Annotated in this window: 21 protein-coding genes; 13 read left to right on the top strand and 8 right to left on the bottom strand. The window is 70.9% G+C overall.

What is annotated here, in order from left to right:
• Nucleotides 1–31: 31 nt before the first annotated feature.
• Nucleotides 32–1,021: a zinc-dependent alcohol dehydrogenase family protein gene (locus UA75_RS23500; RefSeq protein ID WP_075744123.1), complete on the bottom strand. Its 990-nt coding sequence runs from the start codon at nucleotides 1,019–1,021 to the stop codon at nucleotides 32–34.
• Between the two features lie 146 nt (nucleotides 1,022–1,167).
• Between UA75_RS23500 and UA75_RS23495 the strand changes: the two genes are divergently transcribed.
• Nucleotides 1,168–2,136: a sugar-binding transcriptional regulator gene (locus UA75_RS23495; RefSeq protein ID WP_075744122.1), complete on the top strand. Its 969-nt coding sequence runs from the start codon at nucleotides 1,168–1,170 to the stop codon at nucleotides 2,134–2,136.
• Between the two features lie 311 nt (nucleotides 2,137–2,447).
• Here UA75_RS23495 and UA75_RS23490 read toward each other — a convergent pair whose 3' ends face one another.
• From UA75_RS23490 to UA75_RS23480, 3 genes are all read right to left on the bottom strand, one after another.
• Nucleotides 2,448–3,098 (bottom strand): DUF6506 family protein, encoded by a 651-nt coding sequence (locus UA75_RS23490; RefSeq protein WP_157434390.1) that lies wholly within the window; start codon nucleotides 3,096–3,098, stop codon nucleotides 2,448–2,450.
• Nucleotides 3,099–3,282: 184 nt separating this feature from the next.
• On the bottom strand, nucleotides 3,283–3,861 hold the full coding sequence (locus UA75_RS23485; RefSeq protein ID WP_075742113.1) for an HhH-GPD-type base excision DNA repair protein: 579 nt from the start codon (nucleotides 3,859–3,861) through the stop codon (nucleotides 3,283–3,285).
• Between the two features lie 152 nt (nucleotides 3,862–4,013).
• Nucleotides 4,014–4,610 carry a TetR/AcrR family transcriptional regulator gene (locus tag UA75_RS23480; RefSeq protein WP_075742112.1) on the bottom strand — a complete coding sequence of 199 codons (597 nt, stop codon included), beginning with the start codon at nucleotides 4,608–4,610 and terminating at the stop codon, nucleotides 4,014–4,016.
• Between the two features lie 69 nt (nucleotides 4,611–4,679).
• Between UA75_RS23480 and UA75_RS23475 the strand changes: the two genes are divergently transcribed.
• Nucleotides 4,680–6,251, top strand: a complete 1,572-nt coding sequence (locus UA75_RS23475; protein WP_075742111.1) for an MFS transporter — start codon at nucleotides 4,680–4,682, stop codon at nucleotides 6,249–6,251.
• A 120-nt stretch (nucleotides 6,252–6,371) separates the two neighbouring features.
• Here UA75_RS23475 and UA75_RS23470 read toward each other — a convergent pair whose 3' ends face one another.
• Nucleotides 6,372–7,952 carry an MFS transporter gene (locus tag UA75_RS23470; protein WP_075742110.1) on the bottom strand — a complete coding sequence of 527 codons (1,581 nt, stop codon included), beginning with the start codon at nucleotides 7,950–7,952 and terminating at the stop codon, nucleotides 6,372–6,374.
• A gap of 226 nt (nucleotides 7,953–8,178) precedes the next feature.
• Between UA75_RS23470 and UA75_RS23465 the strand changes: the two genes are divergently transcribed.
• The 4 genes from UA75_RS23465 to UA75_RS23445 all read left to right on the top strand — a co-directional run bounded on the left by UA75_RS23465 (nucleotide 8,179) and on the right by UA75_RS23445 (nucleotide 13,368).
• Entirely contained in the window at nucleotides 8,179–8,913 is a 735-nt protein-coding gene (locus UA75_RS23465; protein ID WP_198044199.1) for a TetR/AcrR family transcriptional regulator, read from the top strand.
• A 168-nt stretch (nucleotides 8,914–9,081) separates the two neighbouring features.
• Nucleotides 9,082–9,483, top strand: a complete 402-nt coding sequence (locus UA75_RS23460) for a hypothetical protein (protein WP_075742109.1) — start codon at nucleotides 9,082–9,084, stop codon at nucleotides 9,481–9,483.
• The gene (locus UA75_RS23455; protein ID WP_075742108.1) at nucleotides 9,480–11,282 is read left to right on the top strand and encodes an SGNH/GDSL hydrolase family protein; all 1,803 of its coding nucleotides are present in this window, start codon (nucleotides 9,480–9,482) and stop codon (nucleotides 11,280–11,282) included. Before UA75_RS23460 ends, UA75_RS23455 begins: the two co-directional genes overlap by 4 nt.
• Nucleotides 11,283–11,934: 652 nt before the next feature.
• The gene (locus UA75_RS23445) at nucleotides 11,935–13,368 is read left to right on the top strand and encodes a sugar porter family MFS transporter (RefSeq protein ID WP_075742106.1); all 1,434 of its coding nucleotides are present in this window, start codon (nucleotides 11,935–11,937) and stop codon (nucleotides 13,366–13,368) included.
• Between the two features lie 86 nt (nucleotides 13,369–13,454).
• On the opposite strand, the gene UA75_RS23440 is transcribed toward UA75_RS23445, so the two are convergent.
• The gene (locus tag UA75_RS23440) at nucleotides 13,455–14,048 is read right to left on the bottom strand and encodes a CGNR zinc finger domain-containing protein (protein WP_198044198.1); all 594 of its coding nucleotides are present in this window, start codon (nucleotides 14,046–14,048) and stop codon (nucleotides 13,455–13,457) included.
• 464 nt (nucleotides 14,049–14,512) lie between these two features.
• On the opposite strand from UA75_RS23440, the gene UA75_RS23430 reads away from it, so the two are divergent.
• The 5 genes from UA75_RS23430 to UA75_RS23410 all read left to right on the top strand — a co-directional run bounded on the left by UA75_RS23430 (nucleotide 14,513) and on the right by UA75_RS23410 (nucleotide 19,376).
• Complete coding sequence (locus UA75_RS23430; RefSeq protein WP_075742103.1) at nucleotides 14,513–15,334, top strand: AfsA-related hotdog domain-containing protein; 822 nt, start codon at nucleotides 14,513–14,515, stop codon at nucleotides 15,332–15,334.
• Complete coding sequence (locus UA75_RS23425) at nucleotides 15,331–16,014, top strand: HAD family hydrolase (protein ID WP_075742102.1); 684 nt, start codon at nucleotides 15,331–15,333, stop codon at nucleotides 16,012–16,014. The genes UA75_RS23430 and UA75_RS23425 overlap by 4 nt, the downstream gene beginning before the upstream one ends.
• A complete protein-coding gene (locus UA75_RS23420) occupies nucleotides 16,011–16,385 on the top strand; it encodes a hypothetical protein (RefSeq protein ID WP_157434389.1) in 375 nt (124 codons plus the stop codon). Before UA75_RS23425 ends, UA75_RS23420 begins: the two co-directional genes overlap by 4 nt.
• The gene (locus UA75_RS23415; protein WP_075742100.1) at nucleotides 16,382–17,395 is read left to right on the top strand and encodes a 3-oxoacyl-ACP synthase III family protein; all 1,014 of its coding nucleotides are present in this window, start codon (nucleotides 16,382–16,384) and stop codon (nucleotides 17,393–17,395) included. The genes UA75_RS23420 and UA75_RS23415 overlap by 4 nt, the downstream gene beginning before the upstream one ends.
• 448 nt (nucleotides 17,396–17,843) lie before the next feature.
• Nucleotides 17,844–19,376: an FAD-dependent monooxygenase gene (locus tag UA75_RS23410; protein ID WP_075742099.1), complete on the top strand. Its 1,533-nt coding sequence runs from the start codon at nucleotides 17,844–17,846 to the stop codon at nucleotides 19,374–19,376.
• A 146-nt stretch (nucleotides 19,377–19,522) separates the two neighbouring features.
• Here the strand turns inward: UA75_RS23410 and UA75_RS23405 are convergent, their stop codons facing one another.
• Nucleotides 19,523–19,918, bottom strand: coding sequence for a hypothetical protein (locus UA75_RS23405; RefSeq protein WP_232251116.1), 396 nt, complete (start codon nucleotides 19,916–19,918; stop codon nucleotides 19,523–19,525).
• A 159-nt stretch (nucleotides 19,919–20,077) separates the two neighbouring features.
• On the opposite strand from UA75_RS23405, the gene UA75_RS23400 reads away from it, so the two are divergent.
• A complete protein-coding gene (locus UA75_RS23400) occupies nucleotides 20,078–20,941 on the top strand; it encodes a helix-turn-helix domain-containing protein (RefSeq protein WP_075744119.1) in 864 nt (287 codons plus the stop codon).
• Nucleotides 20,942–20,961: 20 nt separating this feature from the next.
• On the top strand, nucleotides 20,962–21,183 hold the full coding sequence (locus UA75_RS23395; RefSeq protein ID WP_232237380.1) for a DUF397 domain-containing protein: 222 nt from the start codon (nucleotides 20,962–20,964) through the stop codon (nucleotides 21,181–21,183).
• Nucleotides 21,184–21,265: 82 nt separating this feature from the next.
• On the opposite strand, the gene UA75_RS23390 is transcribed toward UA75_RS23395, so the two are convergent.
• Nucleotides 21,266–21,691, bottom strand: coding sequence for a GntR family transcriptional regulator (locus UA75_RS23390; protein ID WP_075742097.1), 426 nt, complete (start codon nucleotides 21,689–21,691; stop codon nucleotides 21,266–21,268).
• Between the last annotated feature and the right edge of the window lies 1 nt (nucleotide 21,692).

Here is a 21,692-nt window from a genome sequence, read left to right as displayed (position 1 = left end):
CTACGGCTGCCTTGCTAGGTCGTCCCCGGAGTCAGGGAGCGATCTGGATCTTGACTCCCGTGCCCGCGCGCACCATCCCCACGGCCTCGGGAAACTCCTCAAGGGGGAGGGTGTGGCTGATGAGTCCCTCGCTGCTGACTCGCCCGGTCTCCAGCAGTCGCAGGGCGGGTTCGAAGCTGTCCAGGACGGCCATCGAGCCCACGATCTTGATCTCGTCGTTGTAGATGCGGAACGGGGAGAGGCTGATCCGTGCGGTGTCGGCGGCCACGCCGAAGATCTGCAGCCTGCCGCCGCGCCGCAGCGCGTCGAAGGCGTCCTCGATGGCCTTCGGCGCCCCGGTCACGTCCACCGATGCGTCGAACGGCGCGGCGTCCAGCTCCGCGACGCTGACGGCGACGTGCTCGGCACCGAACTTCGTAGCCAGCGGCAGGCGGGCCGGATTGCGGTCCACTACCGACACCCGCGCACCGCTGCCCGCCAGCAGCTGAGTGAGCAGCAGCCCCATCGTCCCGGCGCCGACGACGAGGATCCGCTCGCCGATCTGGGCGCCGAAGACGTCGAGCCCGTGCACCGCGCAGGACAGCGGCTCCACCAGCGCGCCCTCGCCCATGCTCAGCGAGTCCGGCAGCCGGTAGGCGTTGACGGCGGGCACGGCGACGTACTCGGCGAAGGCCCCGTCGACCGTGTCGCCGGTCGCGCCCCAGTTGGCGCACAGGTTCCCGTGACCGGTTCGGCAGGGCGTGCAGTACCCGCAGAACAGGGAGGGGTCGACGGCCACCCGGTCGCCGACGGCGATGCCGGTGCGGACGTCGGAACCGATCTCCACGACCTCGCCCGCGAACTCGTGCCCCGGCACCAGGGGGAACGGGGCAGGCGGGAACTCACCGTCCGCGATGTGCAGATCGGTGCCGCAGATGCCGCAGGCGCCGACCTTGACCACCACGTCCGAGGCACCAGGAGTGGGGTCGGGAACCTCGCCCACCCGTAGCTTGCCCGGTTCGTCGATGATCGCAGCTCGCATGACCACTTCCTTGTGTCGCTCATATGAGCACGGTTCTGCTCGTTTGTTTAGGGAGTGAATACCCTGGCGTATGCGCATGTCAACAGCTGACGGACAGGAGCATCGATGGACCGAAGCGGAGTGAGCGGCTGCGTAGGATGGCGCCGATGACCGAGCGCCCCGTGACCGTCGAGCCTGGTGACATCGGTCCAGTGGAACTTCTGCTGACGACCTCGGTGGCGCGACGCTTCTATCTGGAGTCCCGTTCGAAGGTGCAGATCGCCGAGGAGTTCGGCATCAGCCGATTCAAGGTGGCTCGGCTGCTGGACTCGGCCAGGGCGGCGGGCCTGGTCCGCATCGAGATCGGCAGACCGGCAGGCGTGGACCCCGAGCTCTCGGAGCGGCTGCGCACCGCATTCGGGCTGCGCACCGCCGTCGTCTCGGACGTCTCCGGACAGACCGATCCGGAACTGCGTGAGCACGTCGGCGGCCTGGCGGCCCGGCTGCTCGGCGAGGTCGTCGAGGAGGGCGACGTGCTCGGCGTGGCCTGGGGTCGGTCGCTGCAACGGATGAGCGCGCGGCTCACCGTGCTGCCGCGCTGCACGGTCGTGCAGCTCTGCGGCGCCGTGCCACAGCCCGACGTCGAGGACCATTCACTGGAGCTGACCCGCCGGGCGGCACAGGCGGGCGGCGGGACGGCGGTGACCTTCTACGCGCCGCTGGTGATGCCCGACGCCTCCAGCGCCGCCGCGCTGCGCGGCCACTCCGACGTCGCCAGGGCGATGAACCGCTGCGGCGAGTTGACCTCGGCGGTCGTCTCGGTCGGCGGCTGGTCGCCCGGCACCTCCACCGTCTACGACGTCCTCGAACCCGCCGAGCGGGCCGTCTTCGCCGAACGCGGCGCGGTGGCCGAGATCTGCGGAATCCTGTTGGACGCCCAGGGACGGCCACTCGCCGACGGGCTGCAGTCCAGGGCGGTCGGCGTGACCTTCGAGCAGCTGCACCGGACGCCGGACGTCGTCGCGCTCGCCTACGGCGCGGGCAAGGCCGCCGCCGTCCGCTCGGCGCTGCGTGGCGGCCTGATCACGACGCTGGTCACCGATGCGGCGCTGGCGAGGGACCTGCTGGCGAAGTAGTGCCGCCCGGTGCCCTCGAGGGCAGCGAAGTCGAGTCGTACGGGCAGGCTTGGGCTGCCCGAGATTCCCCCGCCGCTGACGCGGTCACGTGGCCCGGCGTCCGCGTTCCCCGGCGCATACGGGCGGGGCGACACCGGTCTGCGGGGGCTTTCTTCCCGGGGCCTGCCGGGTGGTGCGTGAGGTCGTCTCAGGTGCGGTGCGGCCGAGGCTCGGGCGGGCTCGGACTCGGCGGCCGACGTCGCAGGCCTGCGGGTCCGAGGCCGCCGCACGGGTCCGGCGTCGGCGGGCGGGCCGGCCCCGTGCGTCCTCGGCTAGCGGGCGCGCGCGATCACCCCGATCGGAACCCGGCCGTCGCCGGTGGCCGCGATGACCTCGGCCTGGACCTTCGGATCGATCCCGCCGTACAACTCGATCAGCCGGGCGCCCGCCGCCGCCTCCGACGCGGCGACCGTGACCGCCGCCGCCGCGTCGGGCACGGCGATGAAGTTCGTCCGGCCCGACTCGTCCTCGACGGTCATCCGGTCGGTTGTCGGGTCCGCGCCCGGCTGGAGGTAGATCATGGAAGCCGTCAGGTCCTCGCCGAGTTCGAAGCCCGCCTTGAAGCTCTGGACGCTGTCCAGCGACTCGAAGCCGTAGAGGATGACGCCGACCGACGCCCGATCGCCGACCGAGGCGAGCACCCGCGCCTGCCAGACCGGGCCGGTGGCCCCGCACAGCTCGATGGAGTCGGCGCCCGCCTCGACGAGCGCGACGGCCTTGCGCGCGGCGGCGTCGGGATCGGGTGCGGTGGCGATGGTCGTGCGATGGCTGCCCTCGCCGGTATGGACGTCGTCCTTCGCCGCTTCGTTGAGGATGATCCCGAGGTGCGACATGAGCTGCTCTCCTTCGTGTCCTGACTCGGCACCGAGCAGCTCCTGCGGGCTCCCCGGTGCCTGTCCGTCCCACGCAGTCTCAGACCTCAACCAAGATTGATGTCAAGCTCGGGGCGCCCGGGACGGCTTGTCGAGAGCGGCCCGGTGGCAGGCGGCGGCTCGACGAGAGGCAGTTCCGTCGGCGATGACGGCTCGCACCTGACCGGCGCGAGCGAGCCGGCGGGCGAGGCATCGAGCGACGGCGCATCCGGCTGGCCGCCTCGCGTCCTGTGGGTCAGGAGCCGCCCTTCGCCGCCTTCTTCGCCGCCTGTTTCGTGGCCCTGACCTCGCCGAGAGAGGCGGCGTCGACGACGTCGGCGACGCTGCGACGGGAGCCCTCCTCGCCGTAGGCGCCCGCCGCCTCGCGCCAGCCCGTCGGTCGGACATCGCGCTGCTTGCCCAGCAGGGCGAGGAAGATGCGGGCCTTCTGTTCGCCGAAGCCGGGCAGGGCCGTCAGCCGCGTGAGCACCGTCGCGCCGTCGGGCTCGTCGCGAGTCCAGATCTCCTCGGTCCTGCCGTCGTAGTGCTCGATCAGATGGTGCGCGAGAGCCTGGAGGCGCTTGGCCATCGAGCCGGGGAACCGGTGGATCGCGGGGGTGCGCGAGGCGAGCGCGGCGAACTCGTCCGGGTCGGCCTCGGCGATGCGGCGGACGTCGAAGCCGCCCATCCGCTCGGCGATGTCCCTGGGCCCCTTGAACGCCTTCTCCATCGGAACCTGCTGATCAAGCAGCATCCCGCAGAGCAGCGCGAACGGGTCCGAGGAGAGCAGGGCGTCGGCGTCGGAGTCCTGGGCTAGGCAGAGCGTGCGGGTCATGGCGGACAGCGTCGCACGGCCCGACCGCCCGGCGGGTCCGGCGGCGGGTCGTGTCGCGGCGGCGAGCCGCTGTCGGGCGGTCGCCGCCGTCGGCCTGCCCGGCTCGGCCCGGCGGGTCCGCCGCCTGCGCCGCTGTGGGCCGGACCCACTCCTCAGGCCTCGACCTGGTCCTGGTCGGCCTGCGGCTCGGGAACAAGCGCCCGGATGCCCGCGACGACGTCCTCGACCGGCGGCATCGACTCCGGATCGATCAACGCCTGCACGATGAAGCCGGTGACCAGCGCATAGACCACCGAGCCCAGACCTGCGGCGGCACTGTGCTCGATCTCGTCCGGTTTCTGATCGAGCATCATCGAGGCGAAGGCGCTGCGTCCCTCGCGGAACCCCTGGGCCAGGGCGCTGCGCATCGACTCGTCGAAGTCGGCCTGCGCGAAGGCCTGCACGCTCGCGACGAGCAGGTCGCGTTCGCCGGGGATTGCCTCGAACAGCTTCGTCACCAGGGTCGCGAAGCGGTGTGACGGCTCCTCGGCGTCCGCAGCGCGGACCGCCGACTCCATCGTGTCGCCCCATTCGCTGGTGGCCGCCAGCACGGCGGCGTTCATCAGCGCGTCCTTGGACCCGAAGTGGTACCCGATCGATCCGAGGTGAGCCCCGGAGGCCGCCACGATGTCGCGCGCCGTGGTGGCGCTGTAGCCCTTCTCGGCCAGGCACTTCTTCGCGCCCGCCAGGAGGTCGTCCCGCTGACTCATGCCGCCATCCTAGACGTCTTGAACGGACGTACGTATTGACAGTGATTTGAACGCACGTACGATCAAATCATGGCTTCTTCGACTCCGACCCCGGTCCGCGCGACCGCGCGAACGTGGTGGGCGCTGCCCTTCCTGCTGCTGCCTGCGCTGCTGACCTCGATGGACATCTCGATCCTGTTCGTCGCCTCCCCGGCGATCACCGAGGCGCTCGATCCCACGGCCACCCAGTGGCTCTGGATGATGGACGTCTACGGCTTCGTCATGGCCGGACTGCTCATCACGATGGGCAGCCTCGGCGACCGGATCGGCCGCAAGCGGCTGCTGCTCATCGGCTCGGTGCTCTTCGGCGCCGCCTCCGTCGGAATCGTGTTCTCCTCGACCCCGGAACAGCTCATCGCCGCCCGCGCCCTGCTCGGTGTCGGGGCGGCCACCCTGGCGCCCTCGACCTTGTCGCTGATCAGGAGCATGTTCACCGACCCGCGTCAGCGGCAGGCGGCGGTGGGTGCCTGGACGGTGGCCTTCACCGGCGGGGCCGTCGCGGGCCCGATCGTCGGCGGCGTCCTGCTGGAGTACTTCTGGTGGGGCTCGGTCTTCCTCATCAACATCCCCGTGATGCTCGTGCTCCTGCTGACCGTGCCGTTCCTCATCGAGGAGTCGCGGAATCCCGACGCGCAGGGCTTCGACATTCCCGGCGCGGCCACCTCGCTGATCGCGATCGTCAGCCTCGTCTTCGCCGTCAAACACCTCGTCGAGTACGGGATGGACCCGCTCGCGGGTGCGGCGCTGGCACTCGGCCTCGTCTTCCTCACGGTCTTCCTCTGGCGGCAGCGCAGGGCGAGGTACCCGCTGGTCGACCTCACTCTCTTCCGCAGCGCGCCGTTCAGCGCCGCTGCCTGCGCGAACGGCGTCGTCTCGTTCTCCGCCGCCGGGCTGGGGCTCCTCGCGTTCACCTTCCTGCAGACGGTGCACGGCCTGAGCCCGCTGAACGCCGCGCTCTGGGCCCTGCCCACCTTCGTGGGCACCCTCCTCGGCGCGACGCTGGCCGCCGTCCTGGCGGCCCATGTCCGTCCGGCCGTCCTGCTCGCCGCCGGACTGCTCATCGGCGCCGCGGGATTCGCGCTGGTCGGCGTCATCGAGCCGGGGACGACGCTGGTGCTGTTCATCAGCGGTTACGCCGTGCTCACTTTCGGCATCGGCATCGTGGGCACACTGGCGAACTCGCTCATCCTCACCACCGCGCCGCCCGAACGCGCCGGTGCCGCCGCGGGGATCTCCGAGACGAGCAACGAGCTGGGCGCGGCGTTGGGCATCGCCGTTCTCGGCACGGTGTCCACCGCCGTCTATCGCGCCGCGATGGACTCCTCGGCCGTCGAGACGACGCGCGCGGCGGAGGAGACCGTCGCGGGTGCGCTCGTCGAGGCGGGCGCGCGCGGCGAGCCTGTCGCAAGCGAGCTGCTCGCCGTCGCGTTCGCGGCCTATACCGACAGCGTCAACGCGGCGGGACTCGGCGGGGCGGTGGTGCTCGTGCTGGTGGCGGGCTTCGTCGCCGTCGCGCTTCGCCGGGTCCCCGCCTCGAACGGTGACGACGGGACCGAGCGAGCCGAGGCCGCCGAGGTCGAGGCTGCGACGCCGGCCCGCTAGCCCCCGCCGCGCCGCCGAAGGGGGACGGCGGCGCGGTGGCGGCTCGCCCGGCCTGCGGCGAGAGTCGGGACCCGGCGGCGGTGCCTGCCAGTCGCCCGGCCGGGTGAGTGGGTGGTCCCCTCAGCGTTCCGCCTCCCGTCCCTCCTCCTCCGTCGTGGGCTGTGCGTCGCCTGCGTGCGCCGCACCGGTCGGCGGCTGTCCCCGGAGCAGCCCGGACACGACGACGGCCAGGACGCCGAGCACGGCGGCAGCCGTGGCCGTCGAGGCGGACATCCCGTCGACGAAGGCGCGCCGGGCCAGTTCGAGCAGCGGTTGGCCGACCTCGGCGGGCAGCCGGTCGATCACGCCGACGGCGGCGCCGAGACCGGACTCGACGACCGAGACCGCCTCCGGGGGAAGCTCGGCGGGCAGCCCGTCCTGGACCCCGGACCGGTAGACCAGGGCGCCCAACGATCCGAGTATGGCGATGCCCACGGCGGCGCCCAGTTCGTTGGCCGTCTCGGCGAGCGCGGAGGCCGCTCCGGAACGCTCGGGGCTGACCGAGGCGACGACGACGTCGGTGGCCAGCGTCGTGATGGGACTGATGCCGCCCGCCGCGAGGAAGGCCCCGATGACGAGCTGCGCGAGGCCGTCCTCAGCCGGGCTGAGGCTGATGACGATCATTCCGGCGGCGGCGAGGGCGGCGCCGACGCCGAAGATGGGGCCGGGACCGACGCGGCTCGCCAGCACGGAGGTGGCGGCGGCGCCGAGCGTGATCGCGGCCGTGATCGGCAGCAGCCATAACGCCGAGGTCAGTGGGGTGAACCCCAGCACGAGCTGGAGGTGCTGGCTGAGGAACATCGTGAGACCGGCCAGCGAGAACATCGCCAGCAGCCCGGCGACCACGGCACCGCTGAACCGGCGATTCCGGAAGAGGGAGACGTCCACGAGCGGGCTGGTGAGCCTGCGCTGCCGCAGCAGGAAGACGACGGCGGCCAGGACGCCGATCGCGGCGGCGGCGATGCTCGGCAGGGTGATCGCGAGCGCCTCGGCGGCGGACTTGACCGCCCACACGACCGGCAGGATCGCGGCGAAGGAGAGCGCCACGCTGAGCAGATCCATCGGTTCCGGGCTCCCGTGTCGGTACTCGGGGATCACCAGCGGCGCGACGGCGAGCAGTACCAGGATCATCGGGACGTTCACCAGGAACACCGAGCCCCAGGCGAAGAACTGGAGCAGGACGCCGCCGATGATCGGCCCCAGCGCCACGCCGCCGGCCAGCGCCACCGTCCAGACGGCGATAGCGCGGGTCCGCTCGGCCGGGTCGTCGAACATGTTCCTGATCAGCGACAGCGTGGAGGGCATCAGGGTCGCGCCGCCGACCCCCATCAGAGCCCGACCCAGGATCAGCAGCTCCGGCGTGGTGGCGAAGGCCGCCAGCACGGACGCGGCGCCGAAGGCGGCGGCGCCGATCAACAACAGCCGTCGGCGCCCCATGCGATCGCCGATGCCGCCCATCAGGATCAACAGGCCTGCCAGCAAGAACCCGTAGACGTCCAGGATCCACAGCATCTCGCCGGAGCTGGGCGCCAGATCCTCGGTGATGGCGGGGATCGCCATGTGCAGGATCGAGATGTCCATCGAGGTCAGCAGGACGGGCAGCGTCAGGACGGCGAGCCCCAGCCAACGTCTGGAGTCTGCCGTCGTGGTGTGCGGGTGCATCGTTCTCCTCGTGCGTACGCCGTACTCATCCGAATGGGTACACCGTACGCCGGCTTTCGAGCCCGTGTTCGATCACCCTGGAGTCGTGGGCGGGGATCAGCGTGGCTGAGCTGCACGGCGACCGGAGGAGGCCATAACGGAGTCACGGTGACTGACGACAACGCCGCAGATCGCCGCGCTGGCCCCGCGCAACTCCGAAGGCGGGGATCAAGGACAGGTTCTTAGGATGGCGTGCAACGAGGAGGGCGGTGCACGCACGATGAGCAGGACGGCGCGGGAGGGTCAGGGGCTCAGCCGGGAGCGGATCGTCGCCGCGGCCATCGAGATCGCCGACGCGGAGGGGCTGGACGCGGTGTCGATGCGGCGGATCGCCGACCAGCTGGGCTCGGGCACCATGTCGCTCTACCGCCACGTCGCGGGCAAGGACGATCTGACCGTGGCCATGACCGACGCGGTGACGAGCGCCTACGCCTACCCGGCTGCCGACGGGCTCGACTGGCGCGAGCGGATGTACGTCCTGGCCAGACACGACTGGAACATGTACGAGGCGCACCCCTGGCTGCTCTTCGCCGACATGACCGCGACGCCGCCCTTCGGGCCCGCCGGTCTGCGGGCGATGGAGTGGGCGTTGTCCGCGCTGGAGCCGCTGGGCCTGTCGTTGGAGGAGTCCGCGCGCGCGATCATGACCATCAACAAGTTCCTCCAGGGCAGTGCTCGGTCGGAGCTGAGCGAGCGGACGGGCGGCACCCGGCCCGAAGCGGACCCGGTGGACCCCGGCTCGCGGTGGCAGGCTCGGCTGGCGGGCGTGGACCTGACCGACCATCCCCGGCTGCGCGAGCTCGCCGCCCTCCCGGGAGTCGGCGCCGGGCGGCCGTGGTTCGACTCCGGTCTGGAGCTGATCCTGGACGGCATCGAGGCGCGAAGCCGGGTCGTCGCGGGGCCCTCGGGCGCCACGGGTTAGCCCGTCGTCGACGTTTCCCCTGCGATCGGAGTATTCGCCGGTGCTCCGCTCGTCCACTCGGTTCGTCTCATCGGATTGCGGTGCTGCGCAAACAGGTCAATGACCTTGTCGGTTGATCGACAGCGCGAGAACACTTGATCTCGCGCATCACCGCCGAGGGGAGTGCCGATGTCTGATCGAGTCGTGTCGCTGATCCGGACCGTGATCCCGGTGTGGTGGGGATCGATTCTCGCCTGGCTGGTGAGCCTCGGCCTGCCAGACGGCATCGCCGAGGCCGCCGCCGACCTCGGGCCGTTACTCGTCGGCCTCACCATCGCGGGCTGGTACGCCGTCGCGCGCTGGCTGGAGTCCCGGCTGCCGACCTGGCTGGTCCGGGTGCTCTTCGGCTCGAGCCGGGCCCCGTCCTACGCGGCGGCCCCGAGCAGTGCAGGGCCCGCGACTCCGGATGCGGTGCCGACCCCCGCCGCCGCGCAGCCCGCGACGGTGGAGAACGGCGCGCAGACCACGGACCCCGCACCGGGCGCGGACGCCGCCGAGGGCGGGAGCAGCATGGACGGCCGCGCGGGATGAACGAGCCGACGGATGAGGAACTCGACGTCACAGGCGGCGTGCTGACGCCGGGCCTGTGGGAGTGGCGACGCAGACGGATGTTCGCCGACGTCGAGCCGGTGCGCATCGTCTGGATCGGCTCGTCCACCGTGGGCGGCGAGGGTGCGCGCACTCAGGAGGGCACCGCGGCGGCGCTGGTAGGCCGGACGCTCGGCGAGCCGGGCACGCACTACCCGGTCACCGGGATCGGCGGCTGGACGATGCTCGGCCACCCGGAGATCGTCTTCGCCGATCTCGCGCTGCGCTCGGTGAAACTGATCTCGGGCGACGAGATCCGGCGGACGCTGCCCGACTGCGATCGGATCACCGTGCACTTCATGCAGGGCGTCGGTGCCACCGAGTTCACGGTGTGGATCGACGACAGCGCGTATCCGGTCGTTCCCGACGCCGCCGGATCGTCTCGGCGGGCCGACGGAAGCTGGCTGTCGCCGCTGCTGCCCCGCGCCGACCACGTCATCAGCATCAGCACCCGGGGCGCCGTGATCGTCAACGGCGCCTACGCCCATCGCGCCCCGCACGGCCGAGGCATCGAGACCTACAACGCGGGCCGAGGCGGGACCCGGGCGTCGTCCTACGGCCGGTCGCCGGAACTCGGCCAGATGTGTCGCAGGATCGGACGGCTCGATCCCGCCCTGATCGTGCTCGTGGTCGGCAGCAACGACTACTCCGTCGGAGTGCAGCCCGCCGACTACCGGGCCCAGGTCGCCGACCTGGTCGCGCGACTGCGGACGGCCTGCCCCCGCAGGCCCTCGATCCTGCTGGTCCATGCCGCACGGCGGTCCGACACCCAGGCCCCCTTGCATCCGTGGTCGGCCTACCGCGATCAGCTCCGCCAGATCGCCGAGCTGATCGACGACGTCGCCTTCCTCGACGTCTCGCCGCACTGGCCCGTCGGCCTCGACGCCGACGAACTGGGGCTGCTGGTGCCCGACCGCATCCACATCGGCCCTGCCGGTCATCGCTGGCTCGCCGAGCTGGTCAGCGCTGCCCTCACGGCCTCGATCACGCCTGCCTCGGCCCCGGTGCTCACCGAGGAGCCAGTGCCGGGCGGTGATCCGGCGACCCTGCCCGGCGTGATCTCGGCATGGCGGGCGAGCACTCTCGCAGGCGGCGCGGGGACGCCGGTCACGCGCTGGGCGCCCCATGCGGGCCGGGAGACGGCACCGCTCGCCCAGGAGCTGCCCGCGTCCCGCCCGTTGCTGCGGGTCGACGGGCCGGGCCGACAGCCCTATGTCGAATGCAGTCGGGCGGCAGGGCGTTGGCTGCGGACCGAGGACTGGGCGGCCGAGTACGACCTGCCGATCAGCGTGCTCATGGTGGTGCGGCAGCCGAGGGACCTCCTCGGCAACGTCTACAGCGGCCGGTCCGGTCGGTATGTCTGGCTCGGACACATCACCGGGCAGGACACTGACGGATTCCAGACCACCGGCGCGGGCGGCACCGGTCCGCCGAACGCGGCTCCGGTCTGGACCGGCGGTTCACCGGGCTGGCAGCTCATGGCGCAGGTCCACGACGGCGCCGCCTCCCGACACCACGTCTACGGGCTCCCGCCGGAAGGCTTCGTGGGCGGCACGATCACCGGGCTGCCGGGCCTCACCCTGGCGAACAGCTCGACGGGCGGAGTCGCGAGCAGCCATGACGTCGACCTCGCCGAGATCATCCTCGTCCACCGAGCCTTGACGGTCGTGGAGGTGGAGCGGGCGTTTGCCTGGCTGGCTCGTCGCTATCGTCTCGACCGGTCCGGACGCAGCCTGAGCTGACGCGCGTCGGAGCCGGTCCGGCTTGATCAGCCTGCTGCGCTGTGCGTGCGCGATTCGATCTCCGACCGGGGCCAGGCGACACAGCGGCGGGCGGGCGCGGACCGAGGACCCGTCCGGCGTGGCCGGGGCGGCCGACGCTCAGCTACTGGTGACGTCGTGGCGGCGGGCCTGCCCTGTCGAGCCCCTGCCGCCGGGGCGGCGGACGCGCCGCTCCGCCGCTGCCTGCCACTCGACTCAAGACTCGGGTGTGCGCGATCGGACCGCCGTCGGCGCGATCCTCCGAGACAGCGGGGCAGTCACCGACGCACCGATCCATCGGGACGTCGAGGGCTCGCGGCACGGCCGACGCGGACGGGACGGGGCGTCCCCGAGACCGACTTCCGGGGTGATTCTCCGCGTCGATTCTGCGCGGTGCGGCTGATCCCTTCGACAGGAGAAGTCCACCCGTTCGGTGCACAGTCTCGCGGCCGACTCCCGAACAGACACTTCCGACCTGCTGATCTTCGTCGCACGGTGCTCTGAGTCGGTCTCGCATCTGTTGCCGCCCGCAGCGGGCTCGGTGACGATGAGTGGCGAACCGCTGCTCAGAGCTGCGGACGCGAGGTCGCTCTGGAGCGAACATCGCGCCGGGTTGACACTCAGGAGACGTTGAATGGCACAGGGTTTCTCTCGCGAGCCGGGTACCGAGGGGCCGCTTTCGGGAATCTCTCCCGAAGGTCACCGCAAGGTCTGGCGATGGGGATTCATGATCGCCATCGGCGGTTTCCTTTTCGGTTATGACACCGGGGTCGTCTCCGGCGCGTTGTTGTTCATTCGGCAGGAGTTCGAGCTCAGCTCCTTCGAACAGGGCAGCGTGGTGAGCGTGCTGCTCATCGGCGCGATCGTGGGCGCACTGGTCGCCGGGCGCACCGCCGACCGGCTGGGCAGGCGGATGACGCTCGGCCTGGAAGGGGTCATCTTCGTGATCGGGACGGTGATCGCGACCTTCGCCGTCGACTACGAGATGCTGCTGGCGGCCAGGCTCGTGCTCGGCCTCGCCGTCGGGGCGGCCTCGGCGACCGTGCCGATCTATCTCTCCGAGGTCTCGCCCGCCGAGATCCGGGGCCGCATCCTCAGCCTCAACCAGGTCATGATCACCACGGGCATCCTCACGTCCTACCTGGTCGACCTCGCGTTCTCCTCGACGGAGAACTGGCGCGCGATGTTCGGTACCGGGCTGGTCCCGGCGGTGGCGCTGGTGTTGGCCGCGATTCTGCTGCCGGAGTCGCCGCAGTGGCTCATCCGGCGCGGCCGGGCGGACAAGGCCAGGAAGCTGATCATCTCGATCGCCGACGAGGAGGCCGCAGACCGGCTGGTCGAGCGGGTCGAGCATCGAGACCAGGCCGAGGAGCATCCCGAGGGCACGCAGACCCGACACGGCTGGCGGCTCCTGCTGGACGCCTCGGTCCGACCCGCGCTGCTCGTCGGTCTGACGCTCGCCGCCGTCCAGCAGTTCGGCGGCATCAACACGATCATCTACTACGCGCCGACGATCATCGAGCAGACCGGGCTGACGGCGTCGAACTCCATCTTCTACTCGGTGTTCATCGGACTGATCAACTTCCTGATGACCCTGGTGGCGCTGCGACTGATCGATCGGACCGGCCGCCGCGTGCTGCTGCTCGTCTCCCTGGGGGTCATGTTCGTCTCGCTCGTGCTGCTGGGGCTGAGCTTCGCCCTCGGGCTCAGCCCGGTGCTGTCGTTGGTGTTCATGGTCCTCTACATCGCCGCCTTCGCCTGCGGGATGGGGCCGGTGTTCTGGGTGCTGATCGGCGAGGTGTTCCCGCCGTCGGTGCGGGCGGTGGGATCGAGCGCGTCGACCATGGTCAACTGGCTGTCGAACTTCATCGTCGGGCTCAGCTTCCTGCCGCTGGTGGACGCGATCGGTCAGGGACAGGCCTTCTGGATCTTCGCCGTGATCTGCGCACTCGGCTTCTGGTTCGTCGCGCGGCGGGTTCCCGAGACGGCGGGGCGGGAGTTCGACGAGGTCGACGCGGCACTGCGGACGCGGTTCAAGCGGGGACGGCAGGCAGAAGAACAGGACTGACTCGCGCCGCCTACTGCGCGGTCCGTCGTCCCGGCGCCCGGCCGAGGACGGCGTTCGGAGTGGCCTCGCGCGACGGCCCGGTCGACTCAGTCGGCCGCTGGCTTCTCCGTCGGGAGCTGCCTGCGCTGGTAGTGCCGGGCGGCGCGAGCCCGGTTGCCGCACGCGGGCTTGCAGAACTCCTGTCGCCCGTGGGACTGGAGGAAGTAGCGCACGCAGCGCGGCGCCGGGCAGGCCCGGAGGCGCTCGCGATCCGGTCCGGTAAGGAAGTCGATCGCCGCCGCCGCGAGCGCTCCCGCCAGTCGGGTCACGGCATCGGGCTGAATCGGGCGGCGCCGCGCCGTGGGCGGTCCGTCGTCGGGCCAGCTCAGGGCCGGTGCGACGGGGGCGAGCGCCGCCGCGGTGTTGATGCGCTCGACCGCCTCGGCCACGGGGAGCAGCCGGTGGGCGTCGGCGCGAGAGGGCGCGCCGGGGACGCTGCGTGCGAGCAGGGCACCCGTCGCCGCGCGCAGGGCGACGACGGCCGAGCGGGCCCCTTCGTCGGCGCGGAAGCTCGCCGGGTCGACGACGTCGTGCAGGAGGTCGTGGTTCTCCGCGAGCCAGTCCGCCAGGCCTGCGGGCTCGGTCAGGTCGTCGGCCACCCCGCCCGTGCCGTCATGGCGGATGGTGCCCGCGAGTCGCAACGCCGATCCGCCGTTCAGCGCAGTGAATTCGGTCGAGTGGGCTATGCCACGAACGCATCACGACCGAGACGATCTGGCACTGCCGCGCTGGCCCGATCCCCGGCATGATCAGAGGTATCGGGCAACGAAGCCCGTCGGGCGACGGTCGTTCCTCATCGAGGAATGCGACCGACCCGAAGCTGTTCACGGATCGACGAGTCACTGCGTGGTGGCGGCCGGGCATTCCCGGCGGTGCAGGGCATGTCGATCCGACTGGGGTGCGGCTGTCGAGGTACGCGGTCTTCTCGCGTGGTCGACGGCTGCTGATTCACCGGCTGATGTCCGATCGGTGCCGAGAATCCATGGTGGACCGCCGATGAACCGTGCGGTTCATCGGATCTCCCGCCGTCCGTGCGCGAGACGATTCATCACCGATGCACTCCACACAGTGCATCGGCGATGTGACGTGTCAAGGAGTAGAAGAGATGGCCGAATCCGCATATAACCCTGCCCGAGATTCCGCGATCATCGGCGACACGGCGATTCCCGCACGCCGGGAGGCCTGCGTCGTCGGCGACCGATTCGTCGCGCTCACCAAGATCGAGGAAGTACAGACCGTCAGCCAGTTCGTGGCGTCGCTGCGTCGCGGCGGACCCGTTCCCGAGCGGGTCCTCGCGGTGCAGGGGGTGTCGCAGTTCGAACTCGACTACCTGCGGGAGGAGCTGAACAAGCGGCAGGCCGCGGGGACCGAGATCGTGCCGCCGGTCTCGCCCCGGTTGGGACGAGACATCGTCCACAAGCAGCGGGAACCCAACGTCCTGCTCGCCGATCTCACCCGCACCGGCTCCGACGCCTACACCGCCGGGCTGTGGCTGCACGCCGACAACGAGCTGTTCGGCGATCACCAGACCGGCCAGCACGTTCAGGGACTGGTGATCATCGAGGCGATGCGCCAGATGTTCATCGCCGTCTTCGAGACGGCCTATGGCCGACACAACAGCCATCGGGACTTCTATGTGGTGTGGGACTCGATCGACATCACCTTCCAGTCCTTCCTCTTTCCACTGCCCGCCTCGATTCATTGCGAGATCCTCGAAGAGGACCTCTCCGACGAATCGCGGGCCGGTTATCGGATGCGGATGCGGGTGTTGCAGAACGAGGTCTGCGCCGCCGACGCCACGGTGCGATTCGGCGGTTACGACCAGAGCCGCATCGAGGCGGCCGAGACGAAACGCGCCCGCCGTGCCGTGCACGAGTACCTGCGCGCCAGGGCGGCCGCGACCGAGCCGGTGGGGGTGACCTCATGACTCGGGCCCCGAAGATCGCCGCCGTCTACGACGTCGACGAGACCCTGCTGTCGGTCAAGAGCATGGTGGACTTCCTCCGGTTCTATCTCGCCGAGACCGAGATCCCACCGGACTCGGACCAGGCACGGCGGCTCGCCGAGTTCCAGACCGCACTCGGCGCGGACCGCGAGCCGCGCGAGCAGCTCAACCGGCGCTATTACCGGGTCTACACCGGGGAGCGGGCCGACCGGCTCGCCGAGCTGGGGCGCCGCTGGTTCGCCCTGCGCCGGGCCGAGAGCGGCTTCGTGAACGCGGTGGTCGTGGCAGGCCTCCTCCGGCATCGGCTGGCGGGCCATGTCGTCGTCGCGGTGTCCGGGTCGTTCGGCGCCTGTCTCGATCCGCTGCGGGAGGCGCTGGCCATCGACCACGTCCTGTGCACGGAGCCCGTGGTCGACGCCGACGGCATCCACACCGGGGAGATCACCCGGAGCCTGATCGGCGCGGGCAAACCCGCCGCGCTGCGTGAGCTGGCGGCGGCCGAGGGCCTCGCCCTGCCGTTGAGCTTCGGCTACGCCGACCACATCAGCGACGTCCCGCTGCTGGAGCTGGTCGGCCATCCGGTCGCGGTGCACCCGGACGAGAAGCTTGCCGAGCACGCCGACCGGGCAGGCTGGGCCCGGATGCAGCGCGCTCTGTGGTGACCGAGACCGAGCACTGCGGGTGCGGCTGTGCGGTGGCGGCCTGGTCGCTCGGCCCAGCCCGGTCGAGCCGCCGGAAGTCGGTGGCGGGTGTCCGACGACGGGCGGCGGGCTCGGCGGCGCTGCCGATCTCGATCCCGGCGCGATCGTCGGACGCCGACTCGGCGGGTGCCGCGGGCTCGGCTCGACGGCCCGGGGCAGGCGCCTCTCGGCGCACTGGTTCCGATGCTCCCCGACCGGCCGCCGAGCCGCCGCGACGACTCGCCGTCGTCCGTGCCGACCTCCCCGGGCGGCAGCATCCGTCGTTTCCCCACGATTACGGGCTCGATCCGCTCGCCTTCGACGAACTCGATGAGCTGGAGGACCACCGATGACCATGACCCTGCCCTCCCGAACCCTGCCCGATCGCCTCACGACGGAGATCGGGACGCTGGGCTGGGGCGCCTACCTGCCGGAACGGCTCGTCACCAACGAAGAGGTCGCCCTGCCCGCCGGAGTGGACGCCGGCTGGATCGAGCGCAAGACCGGTATCCGGCAACGTCGCCGCGCCGCCCCGCACGAGGCCGCCTCCGACCTGGCGACCGACGCCGCGCGCACGGCCCTGGCCCAGGCGGGCGTGCGCGCCGAGGACCTCACCGCGATCGTCCTCGCCACGTCGACCCCGGACCACCCGCAGCCGCCCACGGCCTGCCTCGTTCAGGAGCGGCTCGGCGCCACCTCCGCCGCCGCCTTCGACCTCAACGCGGTCTGCAGCGGATTCGTCTTCGCCCTCGGCGTCGGCCGGGACATGCTCGCGGCCACCGGCGGTCTCGTGCTGGTCATCGGCGTCGACGTCTACTCCCGCATCCTGGACCCCGCCGACCGCAAGACCGCCGTGCTGTTCGGCGACGGCGCGGGCGCCGCCGTCCTCGGCTCGGTGCCCGGCGGCCGGGGTGTGCAGTCGATCCGGCTGCTCAGCTCCGGGTCGGAGAACCAGCTCATCCGGGTGCCTGCGGGCGGAAGCAGGATTCCCGCCTCGGTGGACTCCGTTCGAGCCGGACAGCACTGGTTCACCATGGACGGACGCGGCGTCCGGTCCTTCGTGGAGGAGCGGGTGCCCTCGGCGTTGGCGGAGTTCCTCGCCGATGCCGGGGTGGCGCCCTCTGAGGTGCGGCATCTGGTGACCCACCAGGCCAACGGCCGGATGATGGACGACCTGTTCCCTCGGCTCGGGCTGCCCTCGGCGGTCGTCCATCAGAGTGTCCAGCGCTACGGGAACACCGGCTCGGCATCCATTCCGATCACCCTCGCCGAGGCGGCTCCGAAGATCGCCGAAGGCGACCTGGTGTTGATGGCGGGCTTCGGCGGCGGGATGGCGATGGGGTTCGCGCTGCTGCGGTGGTGATCGGCCTTCGTCGGCCGTGCCGGGGGCCCGCAGGCCTGCTCCGGCGTGGCCGAGCCCGACCCCGGGCGGGCCTCGGTGCCCGCCGACGAGCCCGCGATCCGGTTCGGCCGGGAACCGAGGGTCCGCCCGATCCGACGCGCCACGCGCCCCTGCGGCGTGGCACGGACTTCACGGTGCCGCGACCGGGCCGGAATGCCGAACGAGGTCGACGCGCGCCTGCCGAGGCGGCAGGCGTCCCGGCACCGGGCGCGCGTCCCGCCGCGTCTGGTGCGCGACGCCGTCTCTCCCCTGCACCCGGCGCGGGGGAGAGACGGCGCACCGCCTTGCGAGCCCGCCCGGCCGGATCGCTCGGCCGGGCCGCTCGGCGGCTCGCAGAACAGAGAAGTCACGACGAGCACCGCACGAAGGCGAGACTCGGCCGGCCGACCCGGCGGGAAGGAGATCCACGATGGACGTCTCTGCACACCCCGAGGTACTGGTGATCGGAGCGGGTCCGAGCGGCCTGCTCGCCGCCTGCGAACTGCTCCGGCGGGGCGTCCGGGTGCGGCTCGTCGACGCCGCACCCGCCCCCGTCACCTATTCGAAGGCCCTGCTGCTGTGGCCGCGCACCGTCGACGTCTTCGAGAACCTCGGAGCGGGTCCGGCGGTGGAGAAGCACAGCGTGCGCATCAACTCCTTCCGCTACTACTCCTCGCGACGGCAGCTCGCCGACGTCCGCTTCCCGTCGGAGCTGGCCGCCCGCGCGCTGCCCCAGCGCTACACCGAGGACATCCTGCGCGAGACCCTCGCCGGTCTCGGCGGCCGCATCGAGTACGGCAGCCGGCTGCTCGTGCTGGATCGGATGGACTTCTCCGGCGACCCGGCCGCCACCGAGGGGGTCACCGCCGTCCTGGAGCACGCCGACGGCACGGTGGAACGCTGCACGGCCGACTGGCTGATCGGCGCGGACGGGGCGGGCAGCGCGGTGCGCGCGCAGCTCGGCCTCGCCTTCACCGGCTCCACCTATGCCAGCCGGTTCGTCCTCGGCGATGCGCGGGTGGAGGGCGACCTGGCGTCGGACGAGGCGCACTACTTCCAGTCGCCCTCGGGGGTGCTGGTGGTGGTGGCGCTGCCCGACGGCCTGTTCCGCTTCTTCGCCAGCGCGCCAGCCGAGCAGCAGACCGGCGAGGTGGACCTGCCGCTGATCCAACGACTGGTCGACGAGCGCGGCCCCGGTGACCTGCGGCTCGTCGATCCGCAGTGGCTCAGCGGATTCCGCGTCCACCGCAGGCAGGCCGACCGCTTCCAGCTCGGCCGGGTCTTCCTGGTGGGCGACGCCGCCCACGTGCACAGCCCGGCGGGCGGACAGGGGCTCAACACCGGTCTTCAGGACGGACACAACCTCGCCTGGAAGCTCGCCTCGGTGATCCGGGGCGCGGCGCCGATGACGCTGCTGGAAAGTTACGGGCCCGAGCGGCACGCGGTGGCGGCGCAGGTGGTGCGCGACACCGACATCCAGACGCAGGCGTGGATGGCGCGCAACCCGGCCGTGGTGGCCGGGCGCGACCTGCTGTTTCGCGCGGCGGACCGGGTCGGACTCATCGAGCGCGGCTACCTGCCGATCATGGCGGGACGGCGGTGGCGGTACCGCCCGGCGGAGTCGAGCGCGCTGCTGCGCCCGGCGGCGAACGAGGATCGGGGAGCGCTGCGGGTCGGCACTGCGGCGGGGCCGATCCTGTTGTCGCACCGGGACGAGGAGCGCGACACCAGCTGGACGCTGCTGACCGAGGGCGTGCCCTGCCCGGCTCCGGCGCCCTCGGTGCGGGTGCTGCCCGCGCGGGGCGTGTGGTCGCGGCTGCCGGGCTGCGGCCGGACCGCGTTCGTGCTGCTGCGCCCGGACGGCGTGGTCGCGGCGCGCGGCAGGGTGTCGGAGCTGGGCGCGGCGTGCCGATGGGTGGCGGACCTGCTCGGCGAGTCGGGGCGGGTGGCGGCGGGCGGGTGAGGTGAAAGGTCGGCGGCTGAGCACCGCCGGGGCGCCCGGCGTGTCTTCGGCCTCCCGCAGCGATTCCTGAGTGGGCCGCTCGGTCTTTCCCCTGACCGAACGGCCCACTCAGTCGTCTTTTCCGGTGTGTCGGCGTTCGGAATGATTCAGGCGGCGTCGGATTCTTCACTCTCGTCGTTCTCGTCGAGGGCGGTGACCCTGGCGGGGTCATGCCAGACGATGCGGGCGTCGATGTGGTCGTCCTCGCGACGGAAACCGCGCAGGGCGTTCTCCGGCCTCTCCAGGACCATGCGGCAGGTGTGGTCGGTGGAGACCAGCTCGGCATGGCCTGGAAAGGCGAATCCCCAGGCCGCGATGCGGGCGTCGGCGCGCTCGCCGTACTCCTGGACGACGGCGAACAGTCGCGGTGCCTCGTCGGCGACGATCTCGGTGAGGATGCGGGCGAACGTCTCCTCGTCGCAGAGGGGGCGAATTGACGTCGCTGCGCGGGAGGTGGTCGCGGCGTTGGCGGAGGTCTCGTCCTTCGCGTTGGGCTCGGTCATGTGCACTCCTTGATCGTGTGACCCGATCGTGTTAGCGATCTTCCTGATACGGTCGAGTTACCGTAGCTTGAGTTGGGAAACCCATAATTGGCAATGGGTAACCCATATCCTTCACTCCGATGGATGTAAAGCTTGATCAATTCGAGGAGGGTGGCCGACGTGAACTCGGGAGTCAGTCCTACGCTGCGGCTCTGGCAGGTCGCCGAGTCGTGCAAGAACTATCGAGACGCTGCGGGCCTGACCATCGAGGAGGCGGCCGATCGGCTGAAGCCGCGCTCACCACGCTGGTCGCGATCCAAGATCCAGCGGTTGGAGACTCGGCTCTACGCACCGCAGCCCGCCGAGATCGAGCAGCTCACCGCAGGCTACGGCGTGCCTGCGGACGAGGCGGCGGCGCTGGTGCAGATGGCTCGCGAGGCCCGGCAGAAGGGTTGGTGGCAGACCAGCGCGATTCCGAAGAAGTTCCAGACCTTCGTGGGGCTCGAAGCGGCGGCGACGGAGATCCGAGGATTCGAACTGGCCCTGATTCCTGGTCTGCTCCAGACCTCGGACTATGCCCGCGCCTTGATGTCGGCGATCGAACCTGCGACTCCGCCGGATGTCCTGGAGCATCTCGTCGCCGCTCGGATGGTCCGTCAACAGGTGCTTCTGCGTCCGGAGCCGGTGAAGTTCTCGGTGATCTTGAGCGAGTCCGTGCTGCGCTGTCAGGTCGGCGGCAGGCGGGTGATGCGTGGTCAGCTCGAACGACTGGTGGAGGTTGTCGACGAACTGGGTGTCGTGCTCCAGATCGTTCCGTTCAGCGTCGGACCGCACGCTGGGATGGAGGGCTCATTCATGGTCTTGTCGCTGCCGGACCTGGCCTCTGACGTGGGATATGTCGACGGCACGGTCGGTATCGTGTACCTGGAGACCTCCGACGACGTCCGCCGCTGCTTGATGCGCTTCGCCGCCTTGAGCTCGATTGCATTGTCGCCGGGAGACTCGCTCAAGATGGTGTCGTCAGCGCTGGCTGACTATCGATGAGCTATCGGATGAGGTGTGTCATGGCCGGACGGCGTTCGACGGCAGGGCAGTGGCGGAAGTCGAGCCGCAGCGGCGCCGCGAGTGGTGGTGGGCAGTGCGTCGAGGTCGCCTTATTCGGCGGGGACGATCTCGCCATCCGCGACAGCAAGGCCCCGGAGGCTGGGATGCTGTCGCTGACCAGCGTGCAGTCCGCTGCCTTCCTAGCCGGTGTCAAGGCGGGCAGATTCGACGTACGCAGCTGAGCCCGGTCGGTTGCGTACGCATGATGCGGTGCGGTCGGCGGACCCCGCCGACGAGCGTGTGCCCAGTGCTGTCGGTGCGTGCTCAGTCCTGCGCCGAGAATCGGTACTCCACGATGTAGGCGTTCGCGTCCAGCGTCATCTCGTTGACCTCGACTGCCTGGTCCGCATCCGTGTAGGCCGTGCGAACGATGACGATGACCGGCGTCCCCTGTGTCAGACCGAGCGCGGCTGCCTCCTCGCTGTCGGGCACCCGGGCACGAAGCTCTTCTCGGAAACGAACGGGTTCGTGGCCGAGGTCGCGGAGCCGGGCATAGGAGCCGCCGGGTCCGGTGTCGGCCTCGGTGATCGTCGATCCGTCGACGAGATCGGCCGGAAAGTACGAGGTTGCGAGTTGCACCGGTTCGTCGTCGACGAGGAACCGACGGCGACGCACCCACACCTGACGATCCTCGCTCAGGCCTAGGACATGAGCGACGTGGGCGGGTGGTGTCTCGCGAGAGGTCGCCACA

It is taken from the genome of Actinoalloteichus sp. GBA129-24 (assembly GCF_001941645.1).
GTDB lineage: Bacteria > Actinomycetota > Actinomycetes > Mycobacteriales > Pseudonocardiaceae > Actinoalloteichus_A > Actinoalloteichus_A fjordicus.
Note: the sequence above shows the minus strand (reverse complement) of the source record. Positions and strands in the feature narration are given on the sequence as shown.